Raw genomic sequence first — 25457 nt, 5'->3', positions numbered from 1 at the left:
GGGTGGCGCTCGCGTGCGGTACGCTCGCAGGCCACGCCGCAGCGGACGCGCTCGGGCTGCCCGAGCCATCGGTTTCAACATCAGTGCCATCGCGCAACAGCGCTCGTCGCGCCCTCATCCGCGCAACCCGCTTCCAGCAAGCGCTGTGGACGCTCTTCGAGGCGCCGCCGATCCGTGTCGCAAGCTTGCCGCGAGAAACCGTGGTTTGCCGCTGCGAAGAAGTGACGCACGGTGAACTGCTCGACCAGATCACGAGCGGCCACGACACACTGGCGTCGATCAAGCGCCGCACGCGGCTCGGCATGGGGCGCTGCCAGGGACGCAATTGCGCGGCCACTTGCGCGAAGCTCGTCGAGGAACTGACGGGCCGCAAGCGTGACGTCATGCACTTCCTTGCGCCGCGCGTGCCGATCAGGCCCGTGCCGCTCGCCGCGCTCGCGTTCGAAAAGCCCGAATGGGGCGGGCATCGCAAGGCCGTCACGCCGAACGTCGCGCGGCCGGTGAACGAGCCAAAGCTGATCGATCAGCAGACCGATGTGCTCGTCATCGGCGGTGGCGTGATGGGCGCGTGCCTGAGCTATTTCCTGAGCCGTGCGGGACGCGAGGTGCTGGTCGTCGATCGCGACGATCTCAACCTTCAGGCGTCGGGGGGGAATGCCGGAAGCCTGCACGTCCAGCTCCTGTCGTTCGACTTCGGCAACAAGGCACGCGCAGGCGGCATGCCCGCGGCCAGCACGCTCGTGCTCGGACCCGCCTCCGTGCGGCTGTGGCAGATGCTCGAAGCTGCCAGCGGCGAAGATCTGGAGATTCGCCTCACCGGCGGTCTCATGGTCGCCGACAGCGAAGCCGGCATGCGCTTTCTCGAACGCAAGATCGCACTCGAACGGAGCTTCGGCATCGAAGCCGAACTGCTCGACACGCGGGCGCTGCTCTCACTATCGCCGAATCTGGCGCCGACCCTGCTCGGCGCCGAATTCTGCCCGATGGAAGGGAAAATCAATCCTCTGCGGGCAACCTATGCCGTGATGCGGCTCGCCACTGCCCAGGGTGCACGCTTCCAGCGCGCGACCAACGTCACGGCGATTGCGCGCGAGCGTGACGGCTTCGTCGTCGATACCAGCCGAGGCAGGATTCGCGCACGCACGCTCGTGAACGCGGCCGGCGCGTGGGCGAAGGAAATCGGCGCGATGCTCGGTGTGCATGTGCCCGTCGCGGGCGCACCGTTGCAGATGATCGCGACCGAACCCGCGCCCAAGCTCGTCAATCACCTGATCGCACACGCCGATCGTCACCTGAGCCTCAAGCAAACCGAGACGGGCGGATTGCTGATTGGCGGCGGCTGGACGGCCGCGTTCGATCCTGCCCGCCGCATCAATCACGCGATGCGCGAAAGTATCGAAGGCAACGTGTGGGTGGCGAGCCACGTGCTGCCGGCACTCAAAGGCCTGCACATGGTGCGCGCGTGGGCCGGCATGAATATCGACATCGACGGCGCGCCGATTCTCGGCCCGGTCGAGCGCGTGCCGGGTTTCTACAACGCGGTGACATCGAACGGCTACACGCTTGCGCCAATCGTCTCGCAACTGGTTGCCGACCTCATCCTGGAGCGCCCGGCTGAACTCGATGTCACGCCGTTTCTCATCGACCGCTTTGCCCTGGCCTGAACGCCTGGAAGCGTCATTTCCCGACTCCCCCTGAACGACTCGACCGCCCATGACCCATACCGACTTGAAAGCACGCATCGCCGTCTGGATCGATGCCCATCGCGAGGCTCAGCAGGCTTTGCTCGCCGCACTCGTACGCTGTCCCTCCGACAACCCGCCGGGCGACTGCGCACCGCACGGTGAACTGGCCGCCCGCGAAATGGAAGCGCTTGGCTTCACGGTGGAACGCCACCGCGTGCCCGATGAAGTGGTTGCGCGCCACGGCATGCAAAGCGTGATCAACATAGTGGTTCGCGAACGCTTCGGCCCCGGGCCTACGGTCGCACTCAACGCCCACGGCGACGTCGTGCCCGCGGGCGGCGGCTGGAGCACCGATCCATACGGCGCCGAGGTGCGCGACGGCTGGATGTACGGACGCGGCGCGGCGGTGTCGAAGTCGGACTTCGCGACCTACGCCTACGCGCTTCGCGCGTTGAAGGACTGTGGTGCGCCGCTCGCCGGAACGGTCGAACTGCACTTCACCTACGACGAGGAAACGGGCGGCCTGACAGGTCCCGGCTGGCTGCTCGCCGAGGGCATCACGCGCCCCGATTTCGCGGTCTGCGCGTCGTTCTCGCATCATGTGACGATCGCGCACAACGGCTGCCTGCATCTGGAAGTGAAGGTGCTCGGCAAGTCCGCGCACGCGGCACGCCCCGACACCGGGCACGATGCACTCGAGGCCGCGACGCACATTCTCGCGGACCTCTACGCGTACCGTGCAACGCTCGCGCTGCGCCGTTCGAATGTGACCGGTATCGAGACGCCGACACTCGTCGTGGGACTGATCGACGGCGGGATCAATACCAACGTCGTGCCCGACGAAGTGACGTTCCGCCTGGACCGCCGGATCATCCCGGAGGAGCAGCCGGGCGCGGTCGAAGCGGAATTGCGGGCGCTGATTGAAGCGAGCGCCGCGACCTTGCCGGGTATCCGCACCGAAATCACGCGGATACTTCTCGCGCGCCCGTTCATGCCAGTTCCGGGTGCCGAGCGGCTCGCAGAAATCTTCTGCCGCGAGGCGAGCGCGGTGATGGGAGAAGTCGTGCCGACCAATGGCGTGCCGCTTTACGCCGACGCGCGTCTCTATGTCGAAGCCGGCGTACCGACGATCATGTACGGCGCCGGGCCGCGCTCGCTGCTCGAAGCCAACGGGCATCGCGCAGACGAGCGCGTCCCGCTGGACACGCTGCCGCTCGCGAGCAAGGTAGTCGCGAATGCGTTGATCGAATTGCTCGCGCAGGCACGGTGACGTTGCTGAGACCGTTGGGTAAGGTCCGCAGCATCAGTCGGGTCGCTCAGATACGTGCCGCGTTCAAAGCACCTCCTGCAGCGACTCCTCGCGCAGTTGCGCAAGAAAGGCCTCCTGCACCTCCGTGGCCAGCCAGTCATGGCGCGTCGTCAAGCCGACAGTCCGTCCCGCGCCGGATGTGGCAACGTCCAATGCGACCAGCTCGTCGCCGGGATAAGCCTGCCGGATCTGCGATCTCGACAACAAGGTGATGCAATCGCTTTCCATTAGCATCGCCATGATCATGGCGAGCGAACTGGTCTCCACCACAAGCCGTGGACGGCGCGGCAACCTCGACAGCATCGCGTCGATCACCACGCGCCGCGGCATGCCGGGTTGCGGCGCGACCCAGTCGAACGCCGCAAGATCGGCGGCGGAAATAACGGACTGAGCCGCCAGCCGGTGCCCTTTGCGGACCGCTACGACGTACGGGTCCTCGAACAATCCGGTTTCGATCACCGCACCCGACAGGCGGGGCTCGCGCAACGCGCCGACGATTGCGTCGATCGCGCCGAAGCGCAGATCTGTCAGGAGTGCCGCATGTGATCCTTCCTGGAGCGTCACGGTTGCGTGCGGGTGGCTGCGCAATAAGCGCTGCGTTGCGCGGGCCACGAGGCGCGGCGGCAACATCGGCAGCACGCCGATCGCGACCCTTCCGGTGAGCTGGCCGCGCGCGGACGAAAGCTCTTCACCGGCCTGCACGATTTCGTACAACGCAAGGCTCAGACGGCGTGCGAACTCGACGCCGGCCGGGTTCGCCGACACGCTATGCACGCGCCGCCGGTACAAGGTCATGCCGACCGTGCGTTCGAGTTCGCGCGCGGCGCGATGCACCGCCGGCGGCGAAATGCCAAGTTGCTGTGCGGCTTCGGACGCCGAGCCCCGATGTGCGATCGCGATATGACACCGTACTTGCGCATCCGTCAGGTGCCGGCACACGCTGCTGACCGCGCGCGACGGCATTTCGACGCCACCGAGCAATTCGGCCACGGTTTGCTCGATCTGGCTGAGCATCCGCTTCACCCGCCGATGCAGGATTGCGCCTTCCGTTGTGAGTTCGCTACCGCCGTAGCCGCGCTCGAACAGGGTCACGCCGAAGCTCGCCTCCAGCTTGCCGATCGCGAGACTGACCGCGGGCTGCGAACGCCCCGCCCTCGCTGCGGCCTGCCCGATGCCGCCGGCGTCGCACACCGCATCGAAAAGAAACAGACGCCGCAAGCGGGCCGAATCGTCATTCATCTGAACCTTTCTCCCTGCGTCCGTATTCTCGTCGTAAACCATGAGATTAACAAAAACTTATGTCCCTGGACGCAGTTCATATTAAGCAAACCAGCTGAACCGAACTTAAAGTGACGGCTATTCGAAGCGCGAGTCTTTCAGACAGGAGTTTTCTCATGACCTTTGTGGTCGATACCCACACCCATGTAATTGCCGCGGATACAAAGCGTTATCCGCTTGCGCCGGTCGGCGGTCATCAGTCGGAATGGTCGGTCGAGCGGCCGGTCAGCTTTGAGGCATTGCTCGCGGCAATGGACGCTGCAGAGATCGACCGCGCGATCGTAGTACAGGCTTCGACGGTCTACGGCAACGACAATAGTTATGTGGTCGACGCGGTGCAGGCACACCCGGACCGCTTCAGCGGCGTGTTTTCCATCGATGTGCTCTCGGCCGACTCGATCACGCAGATGCAACGCTGGCTCGATGCCGGGCTAAGCGGGCTGCGTCTTTTCACAACCGGCACCACGATGCCGGGCCAGGCCGGCTGGCTCGACGACGAACGTTCGTTCCCGGCATGGGAATACGCACAACGGCATGCAATTCCGGTTTGTCTTCAAATGACCGCACTGGGCATTCCCGCCCTGCTCAACATGCTGGCCCGCTTCCCCGACATCCGCGTGCTGCTCGATCACCTCGCGCGTCCCGACCTCGCCGGCGGGCCACCGTATGCGGAGGCTGCGCCGCTATTCAGCCTGGTCGCCCATCCGGGCGTCTTCCTGAAGCTGACCAACCGGACCATTCGCGAAGCGTCACGCGGCGCGTCGACGCCCGCCGCTTTTTTCCAGCGCGTGCTGGCTGAATTCGGCGCGGCTCGAATCGCATGGGGCTCGAACTTCCCGGCGGCGGAAGGCTCTCTACCTGATTTGCTCGCCGAGGCACGCGACAGCCTGTCGATACTGCCAGCCGACGCGCTCGCGGCGATCTTCGGCGGCACGGCGCGTACGATCTATCCGGCGCTTGCGAATTGAGCCGCCAAGCCACGGAGTCTTCGCACATGAGTCAGGACCTGTCACGTTTGCGCCTGTCGGCCGCATTGAAAACCTATCCGCATACAAGCGGCTTGAAATCAGGCGCCATTGCCGATCCTTCGCTCGAACTCGTGTTCAGCGAAGTCGAGCCGATTCATCGCGCGTTCGCGCCTATGGCACGGACTCAGGCGTTTGATGTCAGCGAGCTGGCGATCGTCACGTATCTGCAGGCGAAGGCGTACAACAAACCGGTGGTGCTGCTACCGGCCGTCGTCGCCGCACGTTTTCAGCAGGGCTGCATTATCTATAACGCACAGCGCGGCAAGCTAAGCGTCGACAATCTCTCGCGCGCCAGAGTCGGCGTGCGCGCCTATTCGCAAACCACCGGCATGTGGGTGCGCGCGATTCTCGCGCAGACTTACGGCGTGCCGGTCGAAACGATCGACTGGGTCACGTTCGAAGGCTCGCATCTGGAGGAATATCGCGATCCGCCGTTCGTACGCCGCGCGGCGCCCGGACAGGAACTGCTGTCGATGCTGCGTGCCGGTGAACTCGATGCGGCGATTCTCGGCAACGATCTGCCTGACGAACCCGGTCTCGAGACGCTGATTCCCGACCCCGCCGCGGCCGATGCGGCCTGGTACGAGATCCATCGATACGTACCGGTCAATCACGTAGTCGCGATGAAGCGCGAAGTCATCGAGCAACATCCGCAAGCGCTGCGGGCGGTGTATGAACTGCTCAGGCGTGGCAAGGCGTCCGTCGCCGCGACACCGGGCAAACCGGATAAGCTGCCGTTCGGCGTGACTGCCTTGCGTGCGCCACTCGAGGAAATACTGGAATTCTGCGCGCACCAAAAACTGTTGCCGCGCAGCTTGAGCGTCGACGAAATTTTCGCCGACTGCATCGAGGTTCTGGGAGACGCTGCGCTTTAAGCACAGCAGCGCGATAGCGCGCGCCCTACGCCGAAGCATCCACTCAAGCATGTGCGGACAACGGATCCGCCGCGCTTTCCTGAAGGAGACAAGATGACCTTACCTGGTAAAGCCCCGACCCATCCGGGCCGGCGCCGGCCGTTCTACCGGGACCTGTCGTTCCAGGTGCTGGCCGGCATGGTCATTGGCGTTGCGCTCGGGTATTTCTATCCGGGCGTGGGCGTCGACATGCAGCCGCTTGGCGATGCGTTCATCCGCGTCATCCAGATGCTGATCGGCCCGATTATCTTTTGTACCGTTTGCAGCGGCATCGCCGGTGCAAACGACCTGAAGAAAGTGGGCCGTGTCGCGATCAAGGCGCTGTTCTACTTTGAAGTCGTGACGTCGCTTGCCCTCGTAATCGGTCTTGTGACCATTAACGTGCTGAAACCCGGCGCGGGAATGAACGTCAACATGCAGGATGTCCCATCGGGCATGGTGGACACCTACGTGTCGCAGGCGCATCACGTCGTTTCGACCAGTGCGTTCCTGCTCAATGTGATACCGCGAACCGCCATCAGTGCGTTCGCCACCGGCGACATCCTGCAGGTGCTGTTTTTCTCCGTGCTTTTCGCACTTGGCCTCGCTGCCATCGGCGAGCGTGCCGCGCCGGTGCTGAATGTGATCGACAGTATTTCGTCGGCGCTGTTCTGGATCATCGGCCTGACGATGAAGGTTGCGCCGATCGCGGCGTTCGGCGCGATCGCGTTCACGGTCGGCAAGTTCGGCTTCGGCACGTTGCTGTCGCTCGGCAAGCTGATTCTCGAGTTCTATCTGACCTGTGCGCTTTTTTTCATTATCGTGCTGTGGCCGATCGCTCGCGTGAACGGCTTCAGCCTGCTCAAGCTGATGCGTTATATCGGCGCTGAACTGCTGCTGGTGCTGGGCACAAGCTCGTCGGAAACCGTCTTCCCGCAGTTGATCGACAAGCTCGAACGGCTCGGTTGCGAGAAATCTGTCGTCGGGCTCGTATTGCCGACCGCCTACACGTTCAATCACGACGGCACCTGCCTCTACTTTGCGGCCACCGCGATCTTCCTTGCCCAGGCGACCAATGTGCCCATGACCTGGCATGCTCAACTCGTATTGCTGGCGGTGCTGCTGCTGACGTCGAAGGGCGCGGCGGGCGTGTCGGGCGCGGCGATCGCCGTGCTGGCGGCAACGCTCGCGGCCACGAACTCGATCCCGGTGGCATCGATCGCGCTGGTTCTCGGCATTCATCGAGCCATGTCATCTGCCTTCGTGTTCACGAATATCGTCGGCAACAGCGTCGCGACCATCGTCATCGCGAACTGGGAAAAGGCGCTCGACCACAGCACGCTTCGCGCTGAACTGAACATCGGCTACAAGGAGGCCGATGCACCAATCGGCGCGTTGAAACAACAGATGAACGGCGCGGGACAGTGAGGTGCACGATTCCATCGTTGGCTGATGGAATCGTGCAGACCCGACTCATAGGTTCACGAATCGAATGAGGACATCGTTCTCTTATAGTTCGCATTCCAAATAAAAAAATACCGACCGGAAAACGCGAATGCGGACCGGCCGGCCAAGACTTTGACTGGAGACAATGCTGTGAAAAATCGATGGTTTGGTTGGCTGACATTGAGCGTGTCGGGCGTATTGGGTGTTGCGAGCGAAGCGGCGACCGCGCAGTCGAGCGTGTCGCTGGCCGGTACCGTCGATGGCGGCATTCGATACCAGACCAATGCCAGCGCATCGGGTGGCGCCGTCACGACGATGAATTCGAATGGCTATTTCAGCTCGAACAAACTCGATTTCCAAGGCGTGGAGGATCTCGGCGGCGGGTGGAGCGCGCACTTCCTGCTCGAAAGCGGCTTCAATCTCGGCAATGGCCAGTTCGACAACACGACCGGCACCGAATTCAACCGGCAGGCCTTTGTCGGCGTCGGCGGCAACTATGGTTCGATCGACATGGGGCGGCAGTACACGATCGCCCATGACATCGTCGGCATCTACGATCCGTTTCACTTTCACTTCACGCCGCTCATTCCTTTGACGGTGGCATCCGACGGCACGCGATTTAACAATGACGTGAAGTACAAAGGCTCGTATGGACCGTTTCGCCTCGAAGTCGAGAATGCGTTCGGTGGCGTCGCGGGAGCGTTCAGCAGCGGCGCATCGCATGGCATCGGCATGAACTATTCCAGTGGGCCGTTCAGCATCGGCGGGCTCGTATCGCACCGCAATCTTCTGGTCGGAAACACCTATCAGGGCGACGACTACTACATGGCCGGCATCGGCTTCAAGTTCGGGGCGCTCAACGTGTCCGGCGGTTTCATGTCCGAGGATCAGGCGAACGCAGCGGCCACGCATACCGTCACGCATAACGCGTTCGGTGGACTGAGCTACCAGATCAGCCCTGCATGGAACTTCATCGGCGGCTATTACCAGACCCAGGTATCGAACGACAAGGCATCGCGACGCGGTTTGTCGATCGTTTCGCTCGCGTACTCGCTATCGAAGCGGACGATTCTTTATGGCGAAATGGATTACACGAAGTACAAGAACGCGCTGGTGACGACGCTTAACGCGACTGGAAAAAACTCACAAACGGCGGTGACGGTAGGCATCGATCATGTGTTTTGATCGATGCACTGCCTGTGTAGATCGAACCGCTTCACACGGCTGGCACCCTACTGGCGATCCCATACCCGCTCGTTGTTAGAAGGTGTGCTGCATGCCAACTCCGTACGTACTGCCCGACGGATTGGCTGTCAGCTTGTCGTACGAGTAGACCACATACACCAGCGTCCGCTTGGACAGAATGTAGTCGTAAGCGACGGTGCCAGTATTGCGCACGTTGCCGCGGTCGAGCGGCGCGCTATGCCGGGTACGCGCCCACTCCGCGAGGATCAGGTTCGACGGCGAAAGCGGCACGGACAAACCCAGTTCATACGTATGCGAGCCGGTCTCCACATCGTTGTTACTGGTTGTCTCTGCGGCACCGTAGATCTTGATGAACGTTGCGTCGTACGCGGCGCCGGCCAGATACAGATACTGCCCGGTCGAAGGCGCGACCGCTGCCGTACGCACGCGCTGCGCAGACAACACGGCTGTCACTGGTCCGTTTGCATACGTCAGATGCAGGCCTAGGTTGTCGCGGCCCTGATGACCGGTCGTACTGCTGACGCCATAGATCGCGGTACCCGTGAGGCCGCCGTAACTGGGTGACACGTACTCGATCGCGTTTTGCCAGACCGTGTCGCCGATCTGCGTATTGTTGTAGCTGGCCGTATACGACTGCACGATCAAAGGCGAAAACACCACCGACGAGCCGAACGGGTTGACTAGTTGCTGGTTAATATAGGTCGGATTGGTCTGCTCGCCCAGCTTGAAGGTGCCGTATGCACCTGTCAGGCCGACATACGCGTTGCGTGAAAACAGGCCATCCGTCGTGTTGCGTCCGAGCTGTCCGGTATTCGGCCTGAAAAAGCTTTCGAGGGCAAAGATCACCGCATTGCCGCCGCCGATATCCTCGCGGCCTCGCACGCCCCAGTACGATGTCGTCAGCCCGCCGCCACCTTCCTGTACCGTGCTCGCACGCGTGGTGCTTAACTTCGAACTGTCGATATACATGCCAATCAGCCCGTACATCTGCACCGACGACGTCTGAATCGTCGCCGCGCCGGCCGCGGCCTGTGAAGAGTCCGCGTGCGCGACGCCATTGGTCGCCGCCAGCCACGCCGTCGCGATGCAAACGACGTTGAGATTGGGCCCGCGGCGTGGTCCGTTCTTATTTACAAACATTGTTTTCGTCTCCAAACCAGATTGTTTTTTAGGCGCGAGCGTCTCCCGCCGCGCGCGCAGATAGCGCATGCAGACAGCGAAACCCTCAAGCGCTTTTGCGCGCCGCTAACCAGTCAGCCGGTCAGCGCCCCCGTCGACGCGACATTTCGGCATTCAGCTTCGAACGGTCGAGCTCGTGTTCCCACGCGGACACCACCAGTGTCGCGACACCGTTGCCGATCGTGTTGGCGATCGCGAGCCCCGTTCCCATGAAGCGGTGAATGCCGAGAATCAACACCATCCCGGACACAGGAATGAGCGGAAAAACCAGCAGCGTCGACGTCAGCATCACGAACGCCGCGCCAGCCACGCCGCTCGCTCCTTTGGACGTGAGCATCGCCACCCCGACCAACGTCAGTTGCTGCGCCAGGCTGAGTTCGATGTTGAATGCCTGCGCAATGAACAGCACAGCCATCGTCAAATAGATGTTGGTACCGTCGAGGTTGAACGAATAGCCGGCCGGAATGACGAGCCCCACCACCGACTTCGAACAGCCGAGGCGTTCGAGTTTCTCAAGCATCTGTGGCAAAGCGGCTTCCGACGAACTCGTGCCGAGCACGATCAGGATCTCTTCGCGGATATAGCTCATGAAGCGCAGGATGCTGAAGCCGAGCAACCGCGAAATCATGCCGAGCACGACCAGCACGAAGACAACGAGCGTCAGATAGAACGCGCCGATCAGCTTCAGCAACGGCAGCACGGCGCCGATGCCATAGGTGCCGATCGTGAACGCGATCGAACCGAAGGCGCCAATGGCCGCTACTTTCATGATGATATGAACGATGCCAAAAAACGTCTGGGCGAAGTGATCGATCATGTTGATCAGCGGCCGCCCCCGTTCGCCCGCGGCCGCCAGCGCCGCACCGAACAGCACCGAGATCAGCAGGATCTGCAGCACGTTGCCGGACGCGAACGCGCTGGTGACGGTGTCCGGAATGATGTGCATCAGGAACTCGACAGTGTTCTGCTGATGCGCCGCCGTGGCGTAGCCGGCGAGCGCTTTCGTATCGATGCTCGCCGGATCCAGGTTGAAGCCCGCGCCCGGCTTGAATATATGCCCGGCAATCAGTCCGATCACCAGCGACAGCGTCGATACCACTTCGAAGTACAGCAGCGCCTTGCCGCCGACGCGCCCCACCTTCTTCATGTCGCCCATCCCGGCAATCCCGGTGACAACAGTGCAGAAGATGATCGGCCCGATCACCATCTTGATCAGCTTGATGAAGGCGTCGCCGAGCGGCTTCATCTTCACCGCGAGCGACGGCGCAAAATGGCCGAGCAACACGCCGAGAAGGATCGCGATGAGCACGTGGAAATACAGCGTGCGATAGAAAGGCTTCTTCGTACTGCGCGCGTGTGGCGTCATGACGGCGGTGTCATTCATGACGCCGCTCCCGAACGGACGGCGCGGGGATGCATGTGATTCATCGTTGTCTCCTGACTTGAGTTGTTAGCAGAAAACAGGCCAATTCCGGTTTTCCGCCTGTCTGCCATTCTTGGCGTGGCAGTTCGAGTGTTGCTGCGCCGAAGGGTTCGGTCAGAAACCGTAAAGCCGTGCGGGATTCTTTACCAGCAGTTGCTCGCGCAGCGCCGCGTCGGGGCAGAAGCGGAACAGCAGATCGACCAGTTCGCCATCGTTCGGCATGTCCTTGCTGATGTTCGGATGCGGCCAGTCGGTGCCCCACAGCACGCGATCGGGCGCGGCCTCGATCAGGGTGCGCGCGAACGGGATCGCATCGTCGAACGGACGGCGGCCGGCGGACACCCGCTCGGGGCCGCAGACCTTGACCCATGCGAGCGGATTGCGCATTAGTTCGAGTAGTTGCCTGAATGGCTGCTGATCAAGTCCCGCCTCGGCGCGCACACGGCCCATATGATCGATCACGAACGGCACCTTGATACGCGCGATCCGCTCGGCGTATTGCAGAATGTCTTGCGCGTCGAGATGCAGCACGACGTGCCAGCCGAGCTGCTCAATGCGTTCGAGCACGCGGTCGAACACGTCGAGATCGGGGGCGCCGCCCAGATGCGCGACGAAATTGAAGCGCACGCCGCGCACGCCGCGGGCGTCGAGGTCGGCCAACTGTTTGTCGGTAACACTGCCGCCGACAATCGCGACGCCGCGATAGCGCCCGTTGCCGCGCGAGATCGCATCCAGCATCGCCGTGTTGTCGGTGCCGTGGCAACTCGCCTGCACGATCACACCTCGGCTCGCGCCGAGAAAATCATGCAGCGCGACGAGGCGCCCGAACGGGGCGTCAGGCGGCGTATAGCTGCGATCCGGCGCATACGGAAAGACATCTGCGGGGCCGAACACATGGCAGTGCGCGTCGCAGGCACCGGCAGGCAGTGTCCGGGCAGGTTGAACGGGATGAGGATCAGGCGGCAAGCAGGATTTCATTGAGCGTCGTCTCTAGTCTCTATAGCGATGGACCGCGCGCGCCGCGGTTTTCTGTTGGTTGTGCGGATTGTGGCTGTCGACGCGACCCGCTACAATCGCCATATCCAACTAGCTGATATGTGAATTTCACATATCAACCACCGATGGACCTGAAGCAGCTCGAAGCATTCGTTCATGTCGCCGAACTCGGCAGCTTTACGCGCGCCGCCATCACGCTGGACACCAACCAGCCCGCATTGAGCCGGCTCGTGCGGCATCTGGAAGTCGAATTGCGCCATACGCTGCTCGAGCGCAACGGCCGCGGGGTGACGCTCACGCCGGCCGGTCAGCGCATGCTGGCCCATGCGAAGGGCATCCTCTCGCAGGTACAGCGCGCATCGCAGGATCTGGACGAGTTACACGGCACGATCGGTGGTCATTTCGGCATCGGCATTACGCCCAGCTTTGCCAAAGTCGCCACGCATGAGCTCGTGCGTGGATTCCGGACCTCATTTCCTGGTGCGTCCATCTCGGTCGCTGAAGGCCTGTCGACCTATCTGATCGAATGGCTGATGATGGGCCGCGTCGACGTGGCGGTCCTTTATGACACGTTCGATACGCCGTTGATCAACAAGCGGACTGTCTTTACCGAAGAGCTGTTTCTGATCGGCGCGGACCAGGCCGGCATGCACGACGAAGCGGCGCACGAACCCGTGACGGCGATCCCGTTGCGGGAGATCACACGTTATCCGCTTGTGATTCCCGGACGCATGCACGCGATCCGGCGGATGGTCGAATCGGTCGCCGCGGAGCAAGGCGTGAGACTGCGGATCGAGCTGGAAGTCGACGCCGTCACGTCGATTCTCGATCTCGTCAGCGAGGGGATCGGCTATGCAGTGCTGCCGCTCAACGCGACCGCCAGCGACGCGCTGAAGCGGCGCTTCCGTGTGATCCGCATTACGGAGCCGACGCTCTTCAGCCGCCTTGCCATTGCGACCAGCAGCAAGCACACGCTCTCACAACTGGCGATCCAGGCGATCGCGATGCTCGAGTCGCGGGTGTTACCGCTATACGGCAACGCTTCCTAGCCAGGACCGCGGCATGCCGCGTGAAGCATGAGTATCGATAAACAAAACAGATGAGACTTTCAACACTTGGCAGCAGGCAAACGACCACGCCACCCGCATAATTTCGACATCGAGAAAAACAGAACGGGGAAAACGGTGAGTCTGTTGCGGAAGATGCGGGCGAGTGGACATCGGCTTTGAGGTCTGCCCGATCGCCTGCACATCTACCCTTCACTTGAAGAGACTCTGTATGGATCAGAACAGCAATCAGCACATTGCCCGCATCGCGATAATCGGCTTCGGAGAAGTCGGGTCCATTTTCGCTCGTGCGTTGATCGCTGGCGGTCGTGACGTATCGGTCCACGACATCAAGCTGCAGGACGCTGCGGCGCGTGCACCGATGGCAAAGCGAGCACACGAATGCGGTGCGCACGTAGCCGAAGACCTTGCGACGGCGTTGCGCGGTGCCCAACTCGTCTTCTCCGCCGTCACCGCAAGCCAGGCGGAGGCAGTCGCCGCCGCGTCAGCGGAGCATCTCACGACCGGCCAGACCTTTGTCGACCTCAATTCGGTATCGCCAACCGTAAAACAGCGGAGCTGCAGGCAGATCGAACGCAACTGCGCTGACTACGTGGAAGCCGCGGTGATGGCGCCGGTCCCGCCACAAGGCATCCGCGTGCCGATGCTGCTGGGCGGCCGCCAGGCTACGCAGACTGCGGAAATCCTCAACAGCCTGGGTATGCGCACCGAAGCCGTTGCGCAGGAAGTCGGTCTGGCTTCAGCCATCAAACTGTGCCGAAGCATCATGATCAAAGGCATGGAAGCGCTGTGCGTCCAGTCGATGCTGGCCGCAAACCAGTTCGGCGTGGACCGCCGTGTGCTTGCATCGCTCGCGGCAAGTTTCCCCGGTGTGGGCTGGGATAACGGTTACGAAGCGTATCTGATCGGCCGGGTGGTCGAGCACGGACAACGACGCTCCGAAGAAATGCGCGAAGCCGCGCTGATGCTCGGCGAGTTGGGAATGCCGACGGCCCTCGCAACTGCTGTCGCTGACGTGCAACAGGAACTCGCCGCGCGCTCCGCACCATTGGCCGCAGCGCTCGATCCGAAGGGAAGCCTCTCCGAGTGGAGGAGCCTGCTCACGCCGGCCTGAGCCGTTCAACGGCTGTGATGCAAATAGAGCATGCGAGCGGGAAACCGTCGTGTCGTCCGCCTACGTCCTTGCAGTCTTGCGTGTTCAAGTCTTCCACGCCAGCCGATCGTAATAACCCTATTCCTCAAACGATTGAAGCCGAGAACCGCATCGACCCTAGCTTTGATGTTGCGATGCGTTCGCTAGCCGCACAATCGCCTAAACCGTCACAACGATTTTCCCAAATTGGCTGTTGCCCTCGAGGTAGCGATGCCCTTCCACCATCTCGTCGAACTTGAAGGTCCGATCGATGACAGGCTTGAGCGCACCGCTGTCTAGCCCCTTGAAGATGTAATCCACAGCTGCTTTCCGGCGTGCTTCGTCAGCGACGACGTAAGAGAGGCTGTAAACCTTGATGGTTGGTAACTTGCGAAGCACTTGCAAGATCGGAATAGGCGTTTCACCCTCACCAAGCAAGCCGTATAGGTAGACGATGCCCTGATGGGCCAGTGCCGCAATCAGCTTAGGGAAGTTTGGGCCGCCCACTGGGTCGAAGATAACGCGTGCGCCCTTGCCATCAGTGATACGCATCACTTCTTGCAACATGTCGACCTCTTCCGTGGCAATCACATGCGTTGCCCCGGCTTCGAGCAGTTGCCCCCTTTTTGCCGACGTACGCGTGAATGCAATGGGAGTCGCACCGGCATAGTTGACGAGTTGAATGGCCGCAAGGCCAACACTGCTGGACGCGGCGGGAATGATGACGAAATCGCCCTTAGTCACCTGAGCATCTAAGATCAGCGCGCCGTAAGCCGTCACGAACATCATCCAGATCGACGCGGCCTCGACGAACGAGAGCGACTTCGGATGTTTCACGACAACGTAATCCGGCATGAGCACTACCTCGCCGTAGGCGGAGTATTTGTTCATCGAAAAAGCCGGAATCGTACTAACCGCATCGCCCACCGCGAGCCCGGTCACATCGTTGCCCACAGCATCAATGATGCCGGCGACTTCGTAACCGAGCCCTGCCGGGAACTTCACGGGTTCGATGTATGCATCATTGCGCCACATCACGTCTGCACGGTTTAAGCCGATTGCCTTGACCTTGATACGTACTTCATGGGGTGCCGGGGCGGCAACTTGCTCGTCAATGAATTCGAGGACCTCAGGGCCGCCGGCTTTCGAGAACTTGATGGTGCGCGACATTTGATGCTCCTGGATGGAATGAGATACGGACTATCTGGTTCCCGATCGGACTGGAACATGCTGCAGCACGGTCCCGATCGGCCAAATGGAACGTCGAGACGAGATGCATAAAGTGTCTGAAATTTGGCTGAGATCTGAAAGCACGCTGTGACTGAGGATATCCCGCTGGTTAGATCTGCGCTCGCCCGCCATCGACGAACAATTCGATACCCGTGACAAAACTGGAATCATCGGAGGCGAGGAATAAGGCAGCCTTGGCGATTTCTTCGGGCGTGCCCATGCGACCCATCGGGATGGTAGACACCATTTGGGCAATAGCATCCGCAGGCTGCTGGTCCACCGCCGGTGTTTCGGTCGGACCCGGACTAAGGACATTTGAACGGATGCCGCGGTCCTTCAACTCAACAGTCCAACTTCCAACGAAATTGCGTACGGCAGCCTTCGTTGCTCCGTAGACCCAGAAGGCAGGCGTTCCTTTGGCGCTCGCAACCGAGCCGGTGAGGATGATGGAGGCACCATCGTTCAAGAGAGGTACCGCCTTTTGCACTGTGAACAGCGTACCCTTCACGTTCGTATTGAACAGCCCATCGAAGTGCTCCTCGGTAATGCTGCCCAACGCGGCAAACTCGCCGTAGCCAGCGTTAGCAAAAATAATGTCGATTCGGCCTTTCTTTGCGACGATTTCGTAGAGCCGATCCAGGTCGGCCAGATTGGCGACATCGCCTTGAACGCCAGTGACGTTGTGGCCAATCGTTTTTACAGCCTCGTCAAGTTCCTTTTGGCGGCGACCCGTAATAAAGACATGCGCTCCTTCCTTCACGAAGAGCTGCGCGGTCGCCAAACCAATCCCCGTGGTGCCACCCGTGATCACGGCAACTTTGCCTTGCAACTTGCCCATGGTTAATACTCCGACTGAAAACAAATGCGCTTGTCACGCCACTGATTGCGGTGGCGTGATTGAATCGCATCAGTCAGGAAAGCGATCTCCGAACATCGGCAGTCCACTCCTGGATTCCGCCTGTGTTGCTTCATCTTGAAGCACATCCCAGTGTTCGGCCAGACGACCGTCTTCGATCCTGACGACATCGGCAGCGATCCATGCAGTTGGGCGGCCAATGCCTGAAAACCGGCCATGAACGATGACGTAGTCATCTTCCGCGACAATCAATGCGTGCTCGTACCGTAGCGTGTCGGGGAGGCCACGAATCAATCTGAAAAGGCCATCACGACCCGGTTCAATATGCGGGCTATGCTGGATGTAGTTATCCGACCAGAGACGAGAGGCCGCCTCATAGTCGCGCTTGTTGAAGAGCGTGTTGAACGCTTCGAGCACAAGCGCCTTGTTTTGTTCGGCTGTCGACATATGCAAGAGATGCTCCTTGGTAACAAGTCAGGCAACAGCGCGCTCGAGCGCTGAGCGGTCAAACGAACCCTCCGGACCGAAACGTAGACGGACACACTGGCGTCCCCTAACCCAAGGACTACAAGAGTCATTCCCGCCTCGCAGACAAGCGCGCCCTCCGGTCGGTTGACCGGAGAGGCAAGCGCTTACGATGGTGGTCACCATCGATTCCACCCATCATGACGACGACGATCACCAATGTCAATGTCGTTCACCATTGTTTTGTGAGATAATCGTGTAACACGACGCGCAGGCGAGGAGAACAGTTCATGGGTGTCTCAAGACAGCAAGCTATAGAAAATCGGCAGTCCATCATTGCCGCTGCAGAAAAGCTCTTCCGCGAGCGCGGCGTAGATGCAGTGGGACTAACCGAGCTGACCAAGGCCGCAGGCTTTACTCAGGGTGGCTTCTACAACCATTTCGAGTCGAAGGATGCATTGGTGGCAGCAGTGATGTCCAACGCCATGGAAGACGGCAAAAAACGACTTGTCGCGGCCATCGAACAGTCCAAAGCATTGGGGGTGGATCCGATCAAGCGTCAGATCGATTGGTACCTGTCCCCCGATCATCGGAGAGCGATTGATTCTGGCTGTCCGGTATCCACGTTCGCAGGCGACGTCCGGCGACTGAGCGCGGGGGCACGCAAGTCCTACGCCGAGGGCGTGGCTTCAAATGTTGAATGCCTTGCCGATGCGCTTAACGGCGCAAATAAAAGAGAACGCAGAAAGAAAGCTATTGCGGTCTTAAGTCAACTGGTTGGAACTTTGGTGCTGTCGCGCGCATTGGTCGACGCTGATCCAGACTTGGCTGATGAAATATTGAAAGACGGTCGTCGACAGTTGTTGCTTGATTTGGCCGACTCATGAGTTCTCTCTAGAACTGAGCACCCAGGCTTGGTTTTCGGCGGACATCAAGATTGATTCTGTCGACTTGCTGGCCGTCGTGCGATCGAAAATACGATACGCAAGGATAATTCACTTAAGCGGCAGGAAGCTCCAACATTGCCGTGCCTGTCACGCTTTCCCGCGCCTCGAAATCCTGGGTGCGTAGCGCTCGCTTTTGCTGCGCGTACTTGTCACCTCACGCAAGGCGGCTCCTTGAGATCGATTACCAACCGATACAGGAGTAGACATCATGCCCGCACCCTACACTGGCGGCTGCCAATGCGGCTCAGTGCGTTACGTATTGACGACGGAACCCATCCGCGTGGCTGCCTGTCACTGCAAAGAATGCCAGCGCCAGTCCGGCAGCGCCTTTGGCATGGCCATGCCCGTGAAGAAAGACAGCCTGACAGTGACCGGGCTGACGAAGCAATTTACGCGTATCGGCGACAGCGGCAACGCGGTTACGGGTGTGTTCTGTCCCGAGTGCGGCGTCCGCATCTATCATGTCCTGGAGTCTGCTCAGGACGTTCTTTCAATCAAACCAGACACTCTTGATGACACAAGTTGGCTTCGACCAGCCCACTTCATCTGGATGAAAAGTGCCCAGGGCTGGGTTCCTGTTCCCGACGGCGTCAAAGCGCTTGAGGGACAGACTTAAACACCGATTTTGCTGCCTTGGAATCTTCCGTGGCGTAGCCGGCTGGAGCAAGAACCGCCGCCACTGTTTGAGCCCGCGCCGAACTCCGCGTTCCCAACCCGACCTGACAAAGACCTCGTGTCTCGCACAATCAAATTCGCACAGGCCGGAGGGCCGGATATCAGACCGGTTGCAATACACATGACAGAGTACGGACTTCGAGTCCAGCAACGCAGTCAGATCGTCGTGCACTAGTCCAGACCCAAGCTTCGCGATGCCTCTGGATTTCGCATGCTGTAGGCAGACAAGATCCGGTACAAGGTGACGCGGGACACGCCAAGTTCCCGCGCAGCTTCGCCCACGCGCCCGCGATTCCTTAACAACGTCATTTCGATCGCCTTCCTTTCTCCCACTTCCCGCGCCTGCGCAAGCGACATCGGGATGTCTTCCGCAAACTCGCCAAGTTCCAGATCGCGCGCACCGATCAGCCTCCCCTCGGCCATCACGATCGCGCGCCGCACGCGGTTGATCAACTCACGCACGTTGCCCGGCCAGCGATAGTTATGAATTGCGGCGATCGCATCGGGTGCAAACCCGCGCAGACGCCGGTTTGCATCCTTTTCGAAGCGATCGAGCATATGCCTGGCCAACAATTCGATATCCTTGCCACGTTCGCGCAACGGTGGTTCATCGATTTGCAGTACGCACAACCGATGATACAGGTCAGCACGAAACCGGCCTTCGACCATCGCGGCCTGCATGTCGACGTGGGTCGCCGAGACAATACGCACGTCTACAGGCGTAGAACCGTGACCGCCCAGCCTCTCAACCTTTCGTTCCTGCAGGAAACGCAACAGGCTTGCCTGGCTCTCGAGTGGCAAGTCGCCGATCTCATCGAGGAACAGCGTGCCGCCATTCGCCGCTTCCACGCGGCCGATCTTGCGCTGGTTCGCTCCGGTGAAGGCGCCGCGTTCGTACCCGAACAACTCGGATTGCAGCAGGTGCGGGGGAATCGCCCCGCAATTGATCGCAACAAACGGCTGGTCGCGCCGCACCGAACGCGCGTGAATGGCCACGGCCGTCAGTTCCTTGCCCGTGCCCGATTCGCCGGAGATAAACACCGGCGCGTCGGTCTTTGCCACCTTGCGGATCGCACGGAAGAGCGCAAGCATCGCATCGCACGAGCCGATCATTTCACCCTCCACGTCGTCATCGTCTTTGCCATTGCCGGCGTCGCGTGCGGCGCTGTCATGCAGCGCCACCATCCCGTAAGCGTGGCCAAGCGCATTCAGAATGCGCTCGCCCGATGCCGGGATCGTGACATAGTCAAAGCAGAAATCGCGGACGAGGCGCCTAATGGTTGGATCTTCAAGCTGCGCAGGCAACAAGAGCGCCACCCATCCCACTGTCTTTACCGATAACCATGTTTCAGCCAGACGTAGATTGGCCAGCACATCTCGCGCTGAGAAATCAAGCAATCCACCACTGGGCTTCGATGAAAAATTCCCCGGCTCACGATCCAGTTCCAGGGCTTTGACTGTCCAGCCGCGTGTATCCAGGAGCGAGCGAAGTTCCAGCGTCAAAGGATTGCCAACGGAAAACAGATGCCTGGGAAGTTGGGAAGAATCAGCCATGAAAGTCATACCGGTTAGTTGAAGCGAACACCGCCACCAAACGCTGCTGAACCAACCGAGCGGGCGTTGAGGCGAACACGGCGTCGGTGTCATCGTCACTCGCATCCACGATCGGCGAGTGCCTCGCAAAACCACCGGCGTTGTTGATCAGCACATCAAATCAGCACATCAATCTGGCCGAAGGCCGCACGCACCTCCGACACAAACCTGTCGACTTCGACGATCTCGCACACGTCTGCGTGAAACGATCCGGCGCGGCCGCAGGCCTCTCAGGTTATCTGCACTACTTATCGACTTATTTTCCGGTTGCTGCAATCTCGGACAACCACGCACGCGGCTGCATTGCCGAACACCGGAGCCGTCGCAGCACCCATGCCAACGACGGCTCCCCTTCCCGTGATCACAACACCTTTTTCTCTCAGGCTCTGGACTGCACCCTCAGTAATTAATGCCCGTTCTGCGTCAAAGCCTCGAACTGCTTGAAACAACGGATGAGACAGTTCAAATATTCCTCACCGATTGGCGACAGTTCCTTGGGGCTGGGAACCAGGATTGCCACAGGCGGCGTATTGTCCGACACCCCTGCAATGGGTCGCCAAACGACCTCGCCTCGATCAAGTTCGTCGATAAAACCCAGCTTTGTAAAAAAAGCAATGCCACGTCCCCGAGCTACCATGGACTTGATCAGGCCTATGGAGTTGGATTGCATATGGACCTTCGTTTCCTCCCAGTGACGGGAGTACTCGAGGGACAACGGGCTCGGTAATTCATCGTTGACGCCCGTTTGAAAAATGGGATATTCACGACATTCTTCGAACGTCACTAGGTCTTTCTTTGCCAGCGGATGAGAGACCGACAGTACGGCGCCGCTGGGGAAATTCGCGGTGGCGGCGATCCGGGTTCCGGCAGGCGCTTTCTGGCAAAAGCTGATGCCTATGTCGAATTGTCCCGACGCCACCCGGTCCGCCACCTTGGACAACGGTGCATACTGGATCGCGTAGGTCACGGCGGGAAACAACTCGCCAAAATCGTCGATAACCGCCGGCAACAGTTTCTCCAGGGCCGAATCCATCGCAATAACGGAAATATGACCGGTTCGCTCGCCTTTCATTGCGTCGAACTCCGCGCGCATCGCATGGAAACCATCCAGTGTTTCGCGGATATGCTTGAGCAGACGTTCGCCGGCGGCCGTCAGCTTCAGCCCGCTCGGCAGCCGGTCGAATAGTTCAACCGCCAGTTCGTCTTCGAGGTTTCGTATCTGCCGGTTGATAGCGCTCGGAGCAACGAACAAATGCTGCGCCGCCTTGCGCATCGAACCGCACCTGGCAACCTCAGTGAAATATTTAAGAACGCTGGCATGCATGGGAATCTCAACCTCGTTGCCTGTATTACTGTCTGGTATAGCTGCGGATTTCCGGATGGTCGATGCCGGTCGAGCCGACATCGCACGCTCCGCCGGGACTGCCAAGCGCTGTTACGGCAGGCCCGAAGAATTCGGAATTGATCCGTTCATATTCTCTTAGTTCGGTTGGAAGATCGTGAGCGTCATAGATCGCACTCGTCGGGCAAACCGATACACACAAACCACAGTTAATGCATTCATCCGGATGAATGTATAAAGATCGGGATCCTTCATAAATGCAATCCACGGGGCAGCAGACCACACATGCGCCGTCCTTGACATCGATGCAGGCCTCGGTAATGACATATGCCATCAGCGCCCCTTCCAGACGGGCTTGCGATGCTCCTTGAATGCCAGGACGCCTTCCAGCGCATCCTCGGATTCCAGCGCGGTGACCAGCGCGGGCAAGCGCATGCCCTGCGCGGCGGAGGGAGACAGTCCCTGCGTCGAGCGCACGAAAGCCTTTATCGCGCGCAACGACAACGGCGCACAGGACAATATCTCGCCGACCCAGCGCTCGACCGCCACATCGAGATTCGCGCGCGGCACGACCTCGTTGACGAGTCCCATCTCGAACGCCTCGGTCGCTTTGACGTGTCGTCCGGTCAGCAGCATGCCCATCGCGTGACGGTAAGGAATCTGGCGCGTGAGCAGCGTCATGCCGCCGTCGAGCGGCATCCTGCCAACTCTCGGTTCCGGCAGCGCGAATGTGGCTTCGTAGCACGCAACGGCGATATCGCAGCCGAGCATCAGTTCCAGTCCGCCGCCAAGCGCATAACCATTGACGCGCGCGATGACCGGCACGTTCAGCGTCTCGCGTAGCGGCAATCCGCCGAAACCTTTTGGCAGCGGATGGGCCCAGTAATCGAGCCCGCTGGAACTACCGGCTTTTATATCCGCGCCGGTGCAGAACGCGCGCTCGCCATCGCCTGTGAGCACGACCACGCGGACGTCCGGATCCCGTTCGATCCGTTGCCAGATCTCTTCTAGTTCCTGCTGCGCGGCCGAGTCGAGCGCGTTAAGCACATCGGGCCTTGAAATCGTGACCCGGGCAACGCCGCTGTTCAGTTCCAGATTTACGTCCATTGAATGTCACCTGTCATTTGACGAAATCGTCGCCAAATACCTCGGCGGTGTGCTGTCCGAGCGAAGGCGGTGGCCGGCGCAGTTCAACGGGCGACGCCGACATTCGGATCGGGCTGCCGATAAGCTTCAACTCCTGCCCTATTCCTTGCCCTTGCAAAATCATCTGGTTGTGATACGTCTGTTCGTCGGCCAGCGCCTCGCGTAGATGCTTGACAGGTGCGCACAGTAGGTCCTTTTTTTCCAGCAGGCGAAGCCAGTGATCGCGTGTCTCGGTGCGAAATCCCTCGGCCAAGGTGCTGCGAAGTTCAGCCTTGTGCAGCAATTGCTGCCCGAGATTGCAGTAGCGCGGGTCAGTCGACAGGTCGTCGATTCCGAGCACTTCGCAGATGTCGCGTAACGGGTTCGACTTGAACGCACCGACGAGTACGAACGGTGCATCCTTTGCGTGAAACACCAACGACAGCGGCATCGCGGCCCAATTCAGTTCGGAATCAGCCATCATCAGCATGGCTGCCTCCTGCATCTGGATGGCAAGCATCGAGTCATACAGCGACACGGATAGTTTCTGGCCGAGCCCGGTCCTGTCGCGATGCAGTAACGCGAGCAAGATGCCCTGCACCATGTGCATGCCGGCGGAGTAGTCCGCAAGCGTAGTCGGATAGATGTTCAGCGGCACCGACTCGTCCGATCGTCTAGCCATTACGCCCGACATTGCCTGCGCCAACACATCCTGCCCCCCCTTTGCCCTATAGGGCCCCGTTTCGCCAAAGCCAGTTCCAACGGCAAAGATGATCCGTTCGTTGAGCTTTCTGCACTCCTCGTAGCCGAGACCCATGCGCTCCATCACCCCAGCGCGAAAATTACTGGTCACGACGTCGGCTCCGGCAATGAGTTTCTTGACGGCTTCCAACTGTGCCGGGTCGCGCAAGTCGAGCGCCACGCTCCGTTTGTTGCGGTTCAGGCTGCAGAAGATCGGGTTATCTGCGCCTGCGACCGGCTGGAACGTCGAGCGGCTCAGATCCCCTTTGCCTTTCCGCTCGATCTTGATCACGTCCGCACCGTAGTCCGCGAGCATTTGGGTGCACACGGGCCCCATCATCACTTGAGTGAAATCGACGACTTTGATCCCCGACAGCGGAAGGCCAGACGCAGCAGACGGCTTGAACGAGACCGAACTCATGCGGCCACTCCAATCCTGGCGCCTGCCGCCAGTGCGGGAATGTCAGGGTTGGGACGCGTCTGATCACCTGGGTCCGCGCCTTGTGCGCGCAAGGTTCGTTGCAGCTGACCGACATCGATATCCCGAACTCTTTTGCCCGCGTTGAGCGCCTGCACCGCCGCTACCCCTGCGGCTTCGCCCATTGCCATGCAGGGCGGGATTTCACGCGACATTTTTTGCGCCTGGGAGGTCGAGGAATAATGCCGGCCCGCGATCAGCAGGTTGTCGATTTTCTTCGGCAGCAGCGAGCGATACGGATAGTAGTAGTCACGTCCACGCGCGATTGCGTCCGGAAAACGGACCCGGTTTGCAACATCGTCCTTTGTCATCACATACTCGCCCTGCAACAGCCGCGTTTGCCGGACGCCGGTCTGAGGAGCGAAGTCCACCACGTAGCTCGACTGAAAACCCGGAAAGTTCTTCTTCGCAAATTCGACCACTTCGTGAACGATCTCGCGCCCGAGCATCTCCACCCGGGTCAGGTCCTCGACCTCGATCCCGTTATAGCCGGGCAAGTGCGGGCAGTTGCACCAGACTATGCCCTTCAGCGGCGTCTTGAGCCACCAATAGGCCCATGCGCCGCCCAACATTTGTTTTATCGTCCGGTCCAGCGCGGCGTAGGCCACCGGGTCTTCGAATTCGAACCGCTCAGCGGTGTCGGTATCCACGCCACCGATCCGAAAAACGGTCGTCATGATGTAGCTTCCGCCAATGTAAGGCGCACCTGCCGACGCTGCGACATCCAGGTCGCCCGTGGCGTCGATAACGACGTCTCCCAGAATGGCTTCTCGTCCGCTCTTGGTCTCGCAGACAACACCTTTGACGACACCGTCCTCAACGAGCGTCCTTGCGAACCACGAATGCAGCCGCAGTTGAACCCCGGTCTCCTTGACGAGCTCGAGCGACACGCGTTTCCAGCCATCGGGGTCGAACGCCGCCGCGAAACAGACCGGACGCGGCTGCTGGCGGCTATGAAAATCGAACGTGCCCCAACGAGCCCACTTTCGGTACGCCTCTTCGCTCTGCCGCCACTCGTTTGATTTCGGATAGACAGCCAGGCCCAGATGCGACATCCGCTCGATGAATTGCAGGCACGTGCCCCGCACTGAGATTTCGTGTTGGCTCGCGTCCCACATGTCGTCCAATACCAGCACCATGCCGCCGGATGCAAGGCCGCCGAGATGGTTATAACGTTCAAGAAGAATCGTCTGCGCACCATTGCGCGCCGCCGCCAGCGCCGCGGCCAGGCCTGCGGGGCCACCGCCGACGACGACCACATCGGCCTTTGCAACGACCTTCGTGTCACGAGCCGGTTCACGCAAAAATTTCTGAAAGGTCATTTGATTTGATTTCCTTACTGCCCGTACAAACGAATTGGCCG

At 60.3% G+C, this 25457-nt stretch carries 23 protein-coding genes; 10 read left to right on the top strand and 13 right to left on the bottom strand.

The window, feature by feature from the left end; translation table 11 throughout:
• Positions 1-1664 (top strand): FAD-dependent oxidoreductase (locus EOS_RS09415; RefSeq protein WP_047846348.1); only part of this gene is annotated, 1664 nt, incomplete at its 5' end.
• Positions 1665-1713: 49 nt separating this feature from the next.
• Complete coding sequence (locus tag EOS_RS09410; RefSeq protein WP_047846347.1) at positions 1714-2955, top strand: M20/M25/M40 family metallo-hydrolase; 1242 nt, start codon at positions 1714-1716, stop codon at positions 2953-2955.
• 63 nt (positions 2956-3018) lie between these two features.
• On the opposite strand, the gene EOS_RS09405 is transcribed toward EOS_RS09410, so the two are convergent.
• A complete protein-coding gene (locus tag EOS_RS09405; protein WP_047846346.1) occupies positions 3019-4233 on the bottom strand; it encodes a LysR family transcriptional regulator in 1215 nt (404 codons plus the stop codon).
• Between the two features lie 155 nt (positions 4234-4388).
• Here EOS_RS09405 and EOS_RS09400 point away from each other — a divergent pair, with 155 nt between their 5' ends.
• The 4 genes from EOS_RS09400 to EOS_RS09385 all read left to right on the top strand — a co-directional run bounded on the left by EOS_RS09400 (position 4389) and on the right by EOS_RS09385 (position 8824).
• A complete protein-coding gene (locus EOS_RS09400) occupies positions 4389-5240 on the top strand; it encodes an amidohydrolase family protein (protein WP_047846345.1) in 852 nt (283 codons plus the stop codon).
• Between the two features lie 26 nt (positions 5241-5266).
• Entirely contained in the window at positions 5267-6175 is a 909-nt protein-coding gene (locus EOS_RS09395; protein ID WP_047846344.1) for a substrate-binding domain-containing protein, read from the top strand.
• A gap of 93 nt (positions 6176-6268) precedes the next feature.
• Entirely contained in the window at positions 6269-7621 is a 1353-nt protein-coding gene (dctA, locus tag EOS_RS09390; protein WP_047846343.1) for a C4-dicarboxylate transporter DctA, read from the top strand.
• A gap of 168 nt (positions 7622-7789) precedes the next feature.
• The gene (locus EOS_RS09385) at positions 7790-8824 is read left to right on the top strand and encodes a porin (protein ID WP_047846342.1); all 1035 of its coding nucleotides are present in this window, start codon (positions 7790-7792) and stop codon (positions 8822-8824) included.
• A 75-nt stretch (positions 8825-8899) separates the two neighbouring features.
• Here EOS_RS09385 and EOS_RS09380 read toward each other — a convergent pair whose 3' ends face one another.
• From EOS_RS09380 to EOS_RS09370, 3 genes are all read right to left on the bottom strand, one after another.
• Positions 8900-9985: a porin gene (locus EOS_RS09380; RefSeq protein ID WP_082163280.1), complete on the bottom strand. Its 1086-nt coding sequence runs from the start codon at positions 9983-9985 to the stop codon at positions 8900-8902.
• A 121-nt stretch (positions 9986-10106) separates the two neighbouring features.
• Entirely contained in the window at positions 10107-11408 is a 1302-nt protein-coding gene (locus EOS_RS09375; RefSeq protein WP_047846341.1) for a dicarboxylate/amino acid:cation symporter, read from the bottom strand.
• A 153-nt stretch (positions 11409-11561) separates the two neighbouring features.
• A complete protein-coding gene (locus tag EOS_RS09370) occupies positions 11562-12425 on the bottom strand; it encodes an amidohydrolase family protein (protein WP_047846340.1) in 864 nt (287 codons plus the stop codon).
• 143 nt (positions 12426-12568) lie between these two features.
• Between EOS_RS09370 and EOS_RS09365 the strand changes: the two genes are divergently transcribed.
• Both EOS_RS09365 and EOS_RS09360 read left to right on the top strand, forming a co-directional pair.
• Positions 12569-13492, top strand: a complete 924-nt coding sequence (locus EOS_RS09365) for a LysR family transcriptional regulator (protein ID WP_047846339.1) — start codon at positions 12569-12571, stop codon at positions 13490-13492.
• 229 nt (positions 13493-13721) lie between these two features.
• Positions 13722-14624 (top strand): NAD(P)-dependent oxidoreductase, encoded by a 903-nt coding sequence (locus tag EOS_RS09360; protein ID WP_047846338.1) that lies wholly within the window; start codon positions 13722-13724, stop codon positions 14622-14624.
• A 198-nt stretch (positions 14625-14822) separates the two neighbouring features.
• Here EOS_RS09360 and EOS_RS09355 read toward each other — a convergent pair whose 3' ends face one another.
• From EOS_RS09355 to EOS_RS09345, 3 genes are all read right to left on the bottom strand, one after another.
• Positions 14823-15812, bottom strand: a complete 990-nt coding sequence (locus EOS_RS09355; RefSeq protein ID WP_047846337.1) for a zinc-dependent alcohol dehydrogenase family protein — start codon at positions 15810-15812, stop codon at positions 14823-14825.
• 169 nt (positions 15813-15981) lie between these two features.
• The gene (locus EOS_RS09350; protein ID WP_047846336.1) at positions 15982-16710 is read right to left on the bottom strand and encodes an SDR family oxidoreductase; all 729 of its coding nucleotides are present in this window, start codon (positions 16708-16710) and stop codon (positions 15982-15984) included.
• 69 nt (positions 16711-16779) lie between these two features.
• Positions 16780-17175, bottom strand: a complete 396-nt coding sequence (locus EOS_RS09345; protein ID WP_047846335.1) for a nuclear transport factor 2 family protein — start codon at positions 17173-17175, stop codon at positions 16780-16782.
• A gap of 308 nt (positions 17176-17483) precedes the next feature.
• Between EOS_RS09345 and EOS_RS09340 the strand changes: the two genes are divergently transcribed.
• Together EOS_RS09340 and EOS_RS09335 are read left to right on the top strand one after the other, a co-directional pair.
• Positions 17484-18080, top strand: coding sequence for a TetR/AcrR family transcriptional regulator (locus tag EOS_RS09340; RefSeq protein ID WP_047846334.1), 597 nt, complete (start codon positions 17484-17486; stop codon positions 18078-18080).
• Between the two features lie 268 nt (positions 18081-18348).
• Positions 18349-18756, top strand: a complete 408-nt coding sequence (locus EOS_RS09335; RefSeq protein WP_047846333.1) for a GFA family protein — start codon at positions 18349-18351, stop codon at positions 18754-18756.
• A gap of 230 nt (positions 18757-18986) precedes the next feature.
• Here the strand turns inward: EOS_RS09335 and EOS_RS09330 are convergent, their stop codons facing one another.
• The 6 genes from EOS_RS09330 to EOS_RS09305 form a co-directional block, all read right to left on the bottom strand.
• Positions 18987-20369: a sigma-54 dependent transcriptional regulator gene (locus EOS_RS09330; RefSeq protein ID WP_075645302.1), complete on the bottom strand. Its 1383-nt coding sequence runs from the start codon at positions 20367-20369 to the stop codon at positions 18987-18989.
• A 445-nt stretch (positions 20370-20814) separates the two neighbouring features.
• Complete coding sequence (locus EOS_RS09320; RefSeq protein ID WP_047846330.1) at positions 20815-21732, bottom strand: LysR family transcriptional regulator; 918 nt, start codon at positions 21730-21732, stop codon at positions 20815-20817.
• A 25-nt stretch (positions 21733-21757) separates the two neighbouring features.
• A complete protein-coding gene (gene fdxA, locus EOS_RS44285; RefSeq protein WP_075645301.1) occupies positions 21758-22084 on the bottom strand; it encodes a ferredoxin in 327 nt (108 codons plus the stop codon).
• Complete coding sequence (locus EOS_RS09315; RefSeq protein ID WP_047846329.1) at positions 22084-22857, bottom strand: enoyl-CoA hydratase-related protein; 774 nt, start codon at positions 22855-22857, stop codon at positions 22084-22086. Before EOS_RS09315 ends, fdxA begins: the two co-directional genes overlap by 1 nt.
• 13 nt (positions 22858-22870) lie before the next feature.
• Complete coding sequence (locus tag EOS_RS09310) at positions 22871-24037, bottom strand: CaiB/BaiF CoA transferase family protein (RefSeq protein WP_047846328.1); 1167 nt, start codon at positions 24035-24037, stop codon at positions 22871-22873.
• Positions 24034-25416, bottom strand: a complete 1383-nt coding sequence (locus tag EOS_RS09305; protein WP_047846327.1) for an FAD-dependent oxidoreductase — start codon at positions 25414-25416, stop codon at positions 24034-24036. Before EOS_RS09305 ends, EOS_RS09310 begins: the two co-directional genes overlap by 4 nt.
• Between the last annotated feature and the right edge of the window lie 41 nt (positions 25417-25457).

The sequence above is a fragment of the Caballeronia mineralivorans PML1(12) genome, from assembly GCF_001028175.1.
In the GTDB taxonomy this organism is placed as follows: domain Bacteria; phylum Pseudomonadota; class Gammaproteobacteria; order Burkholderiales; family Burkholderiaceae; genus Caballeronia; species Caballeronia mineralivorans.
This window is presented reverse-complemented; position numbering and strand designations above follow the sequence as displayed.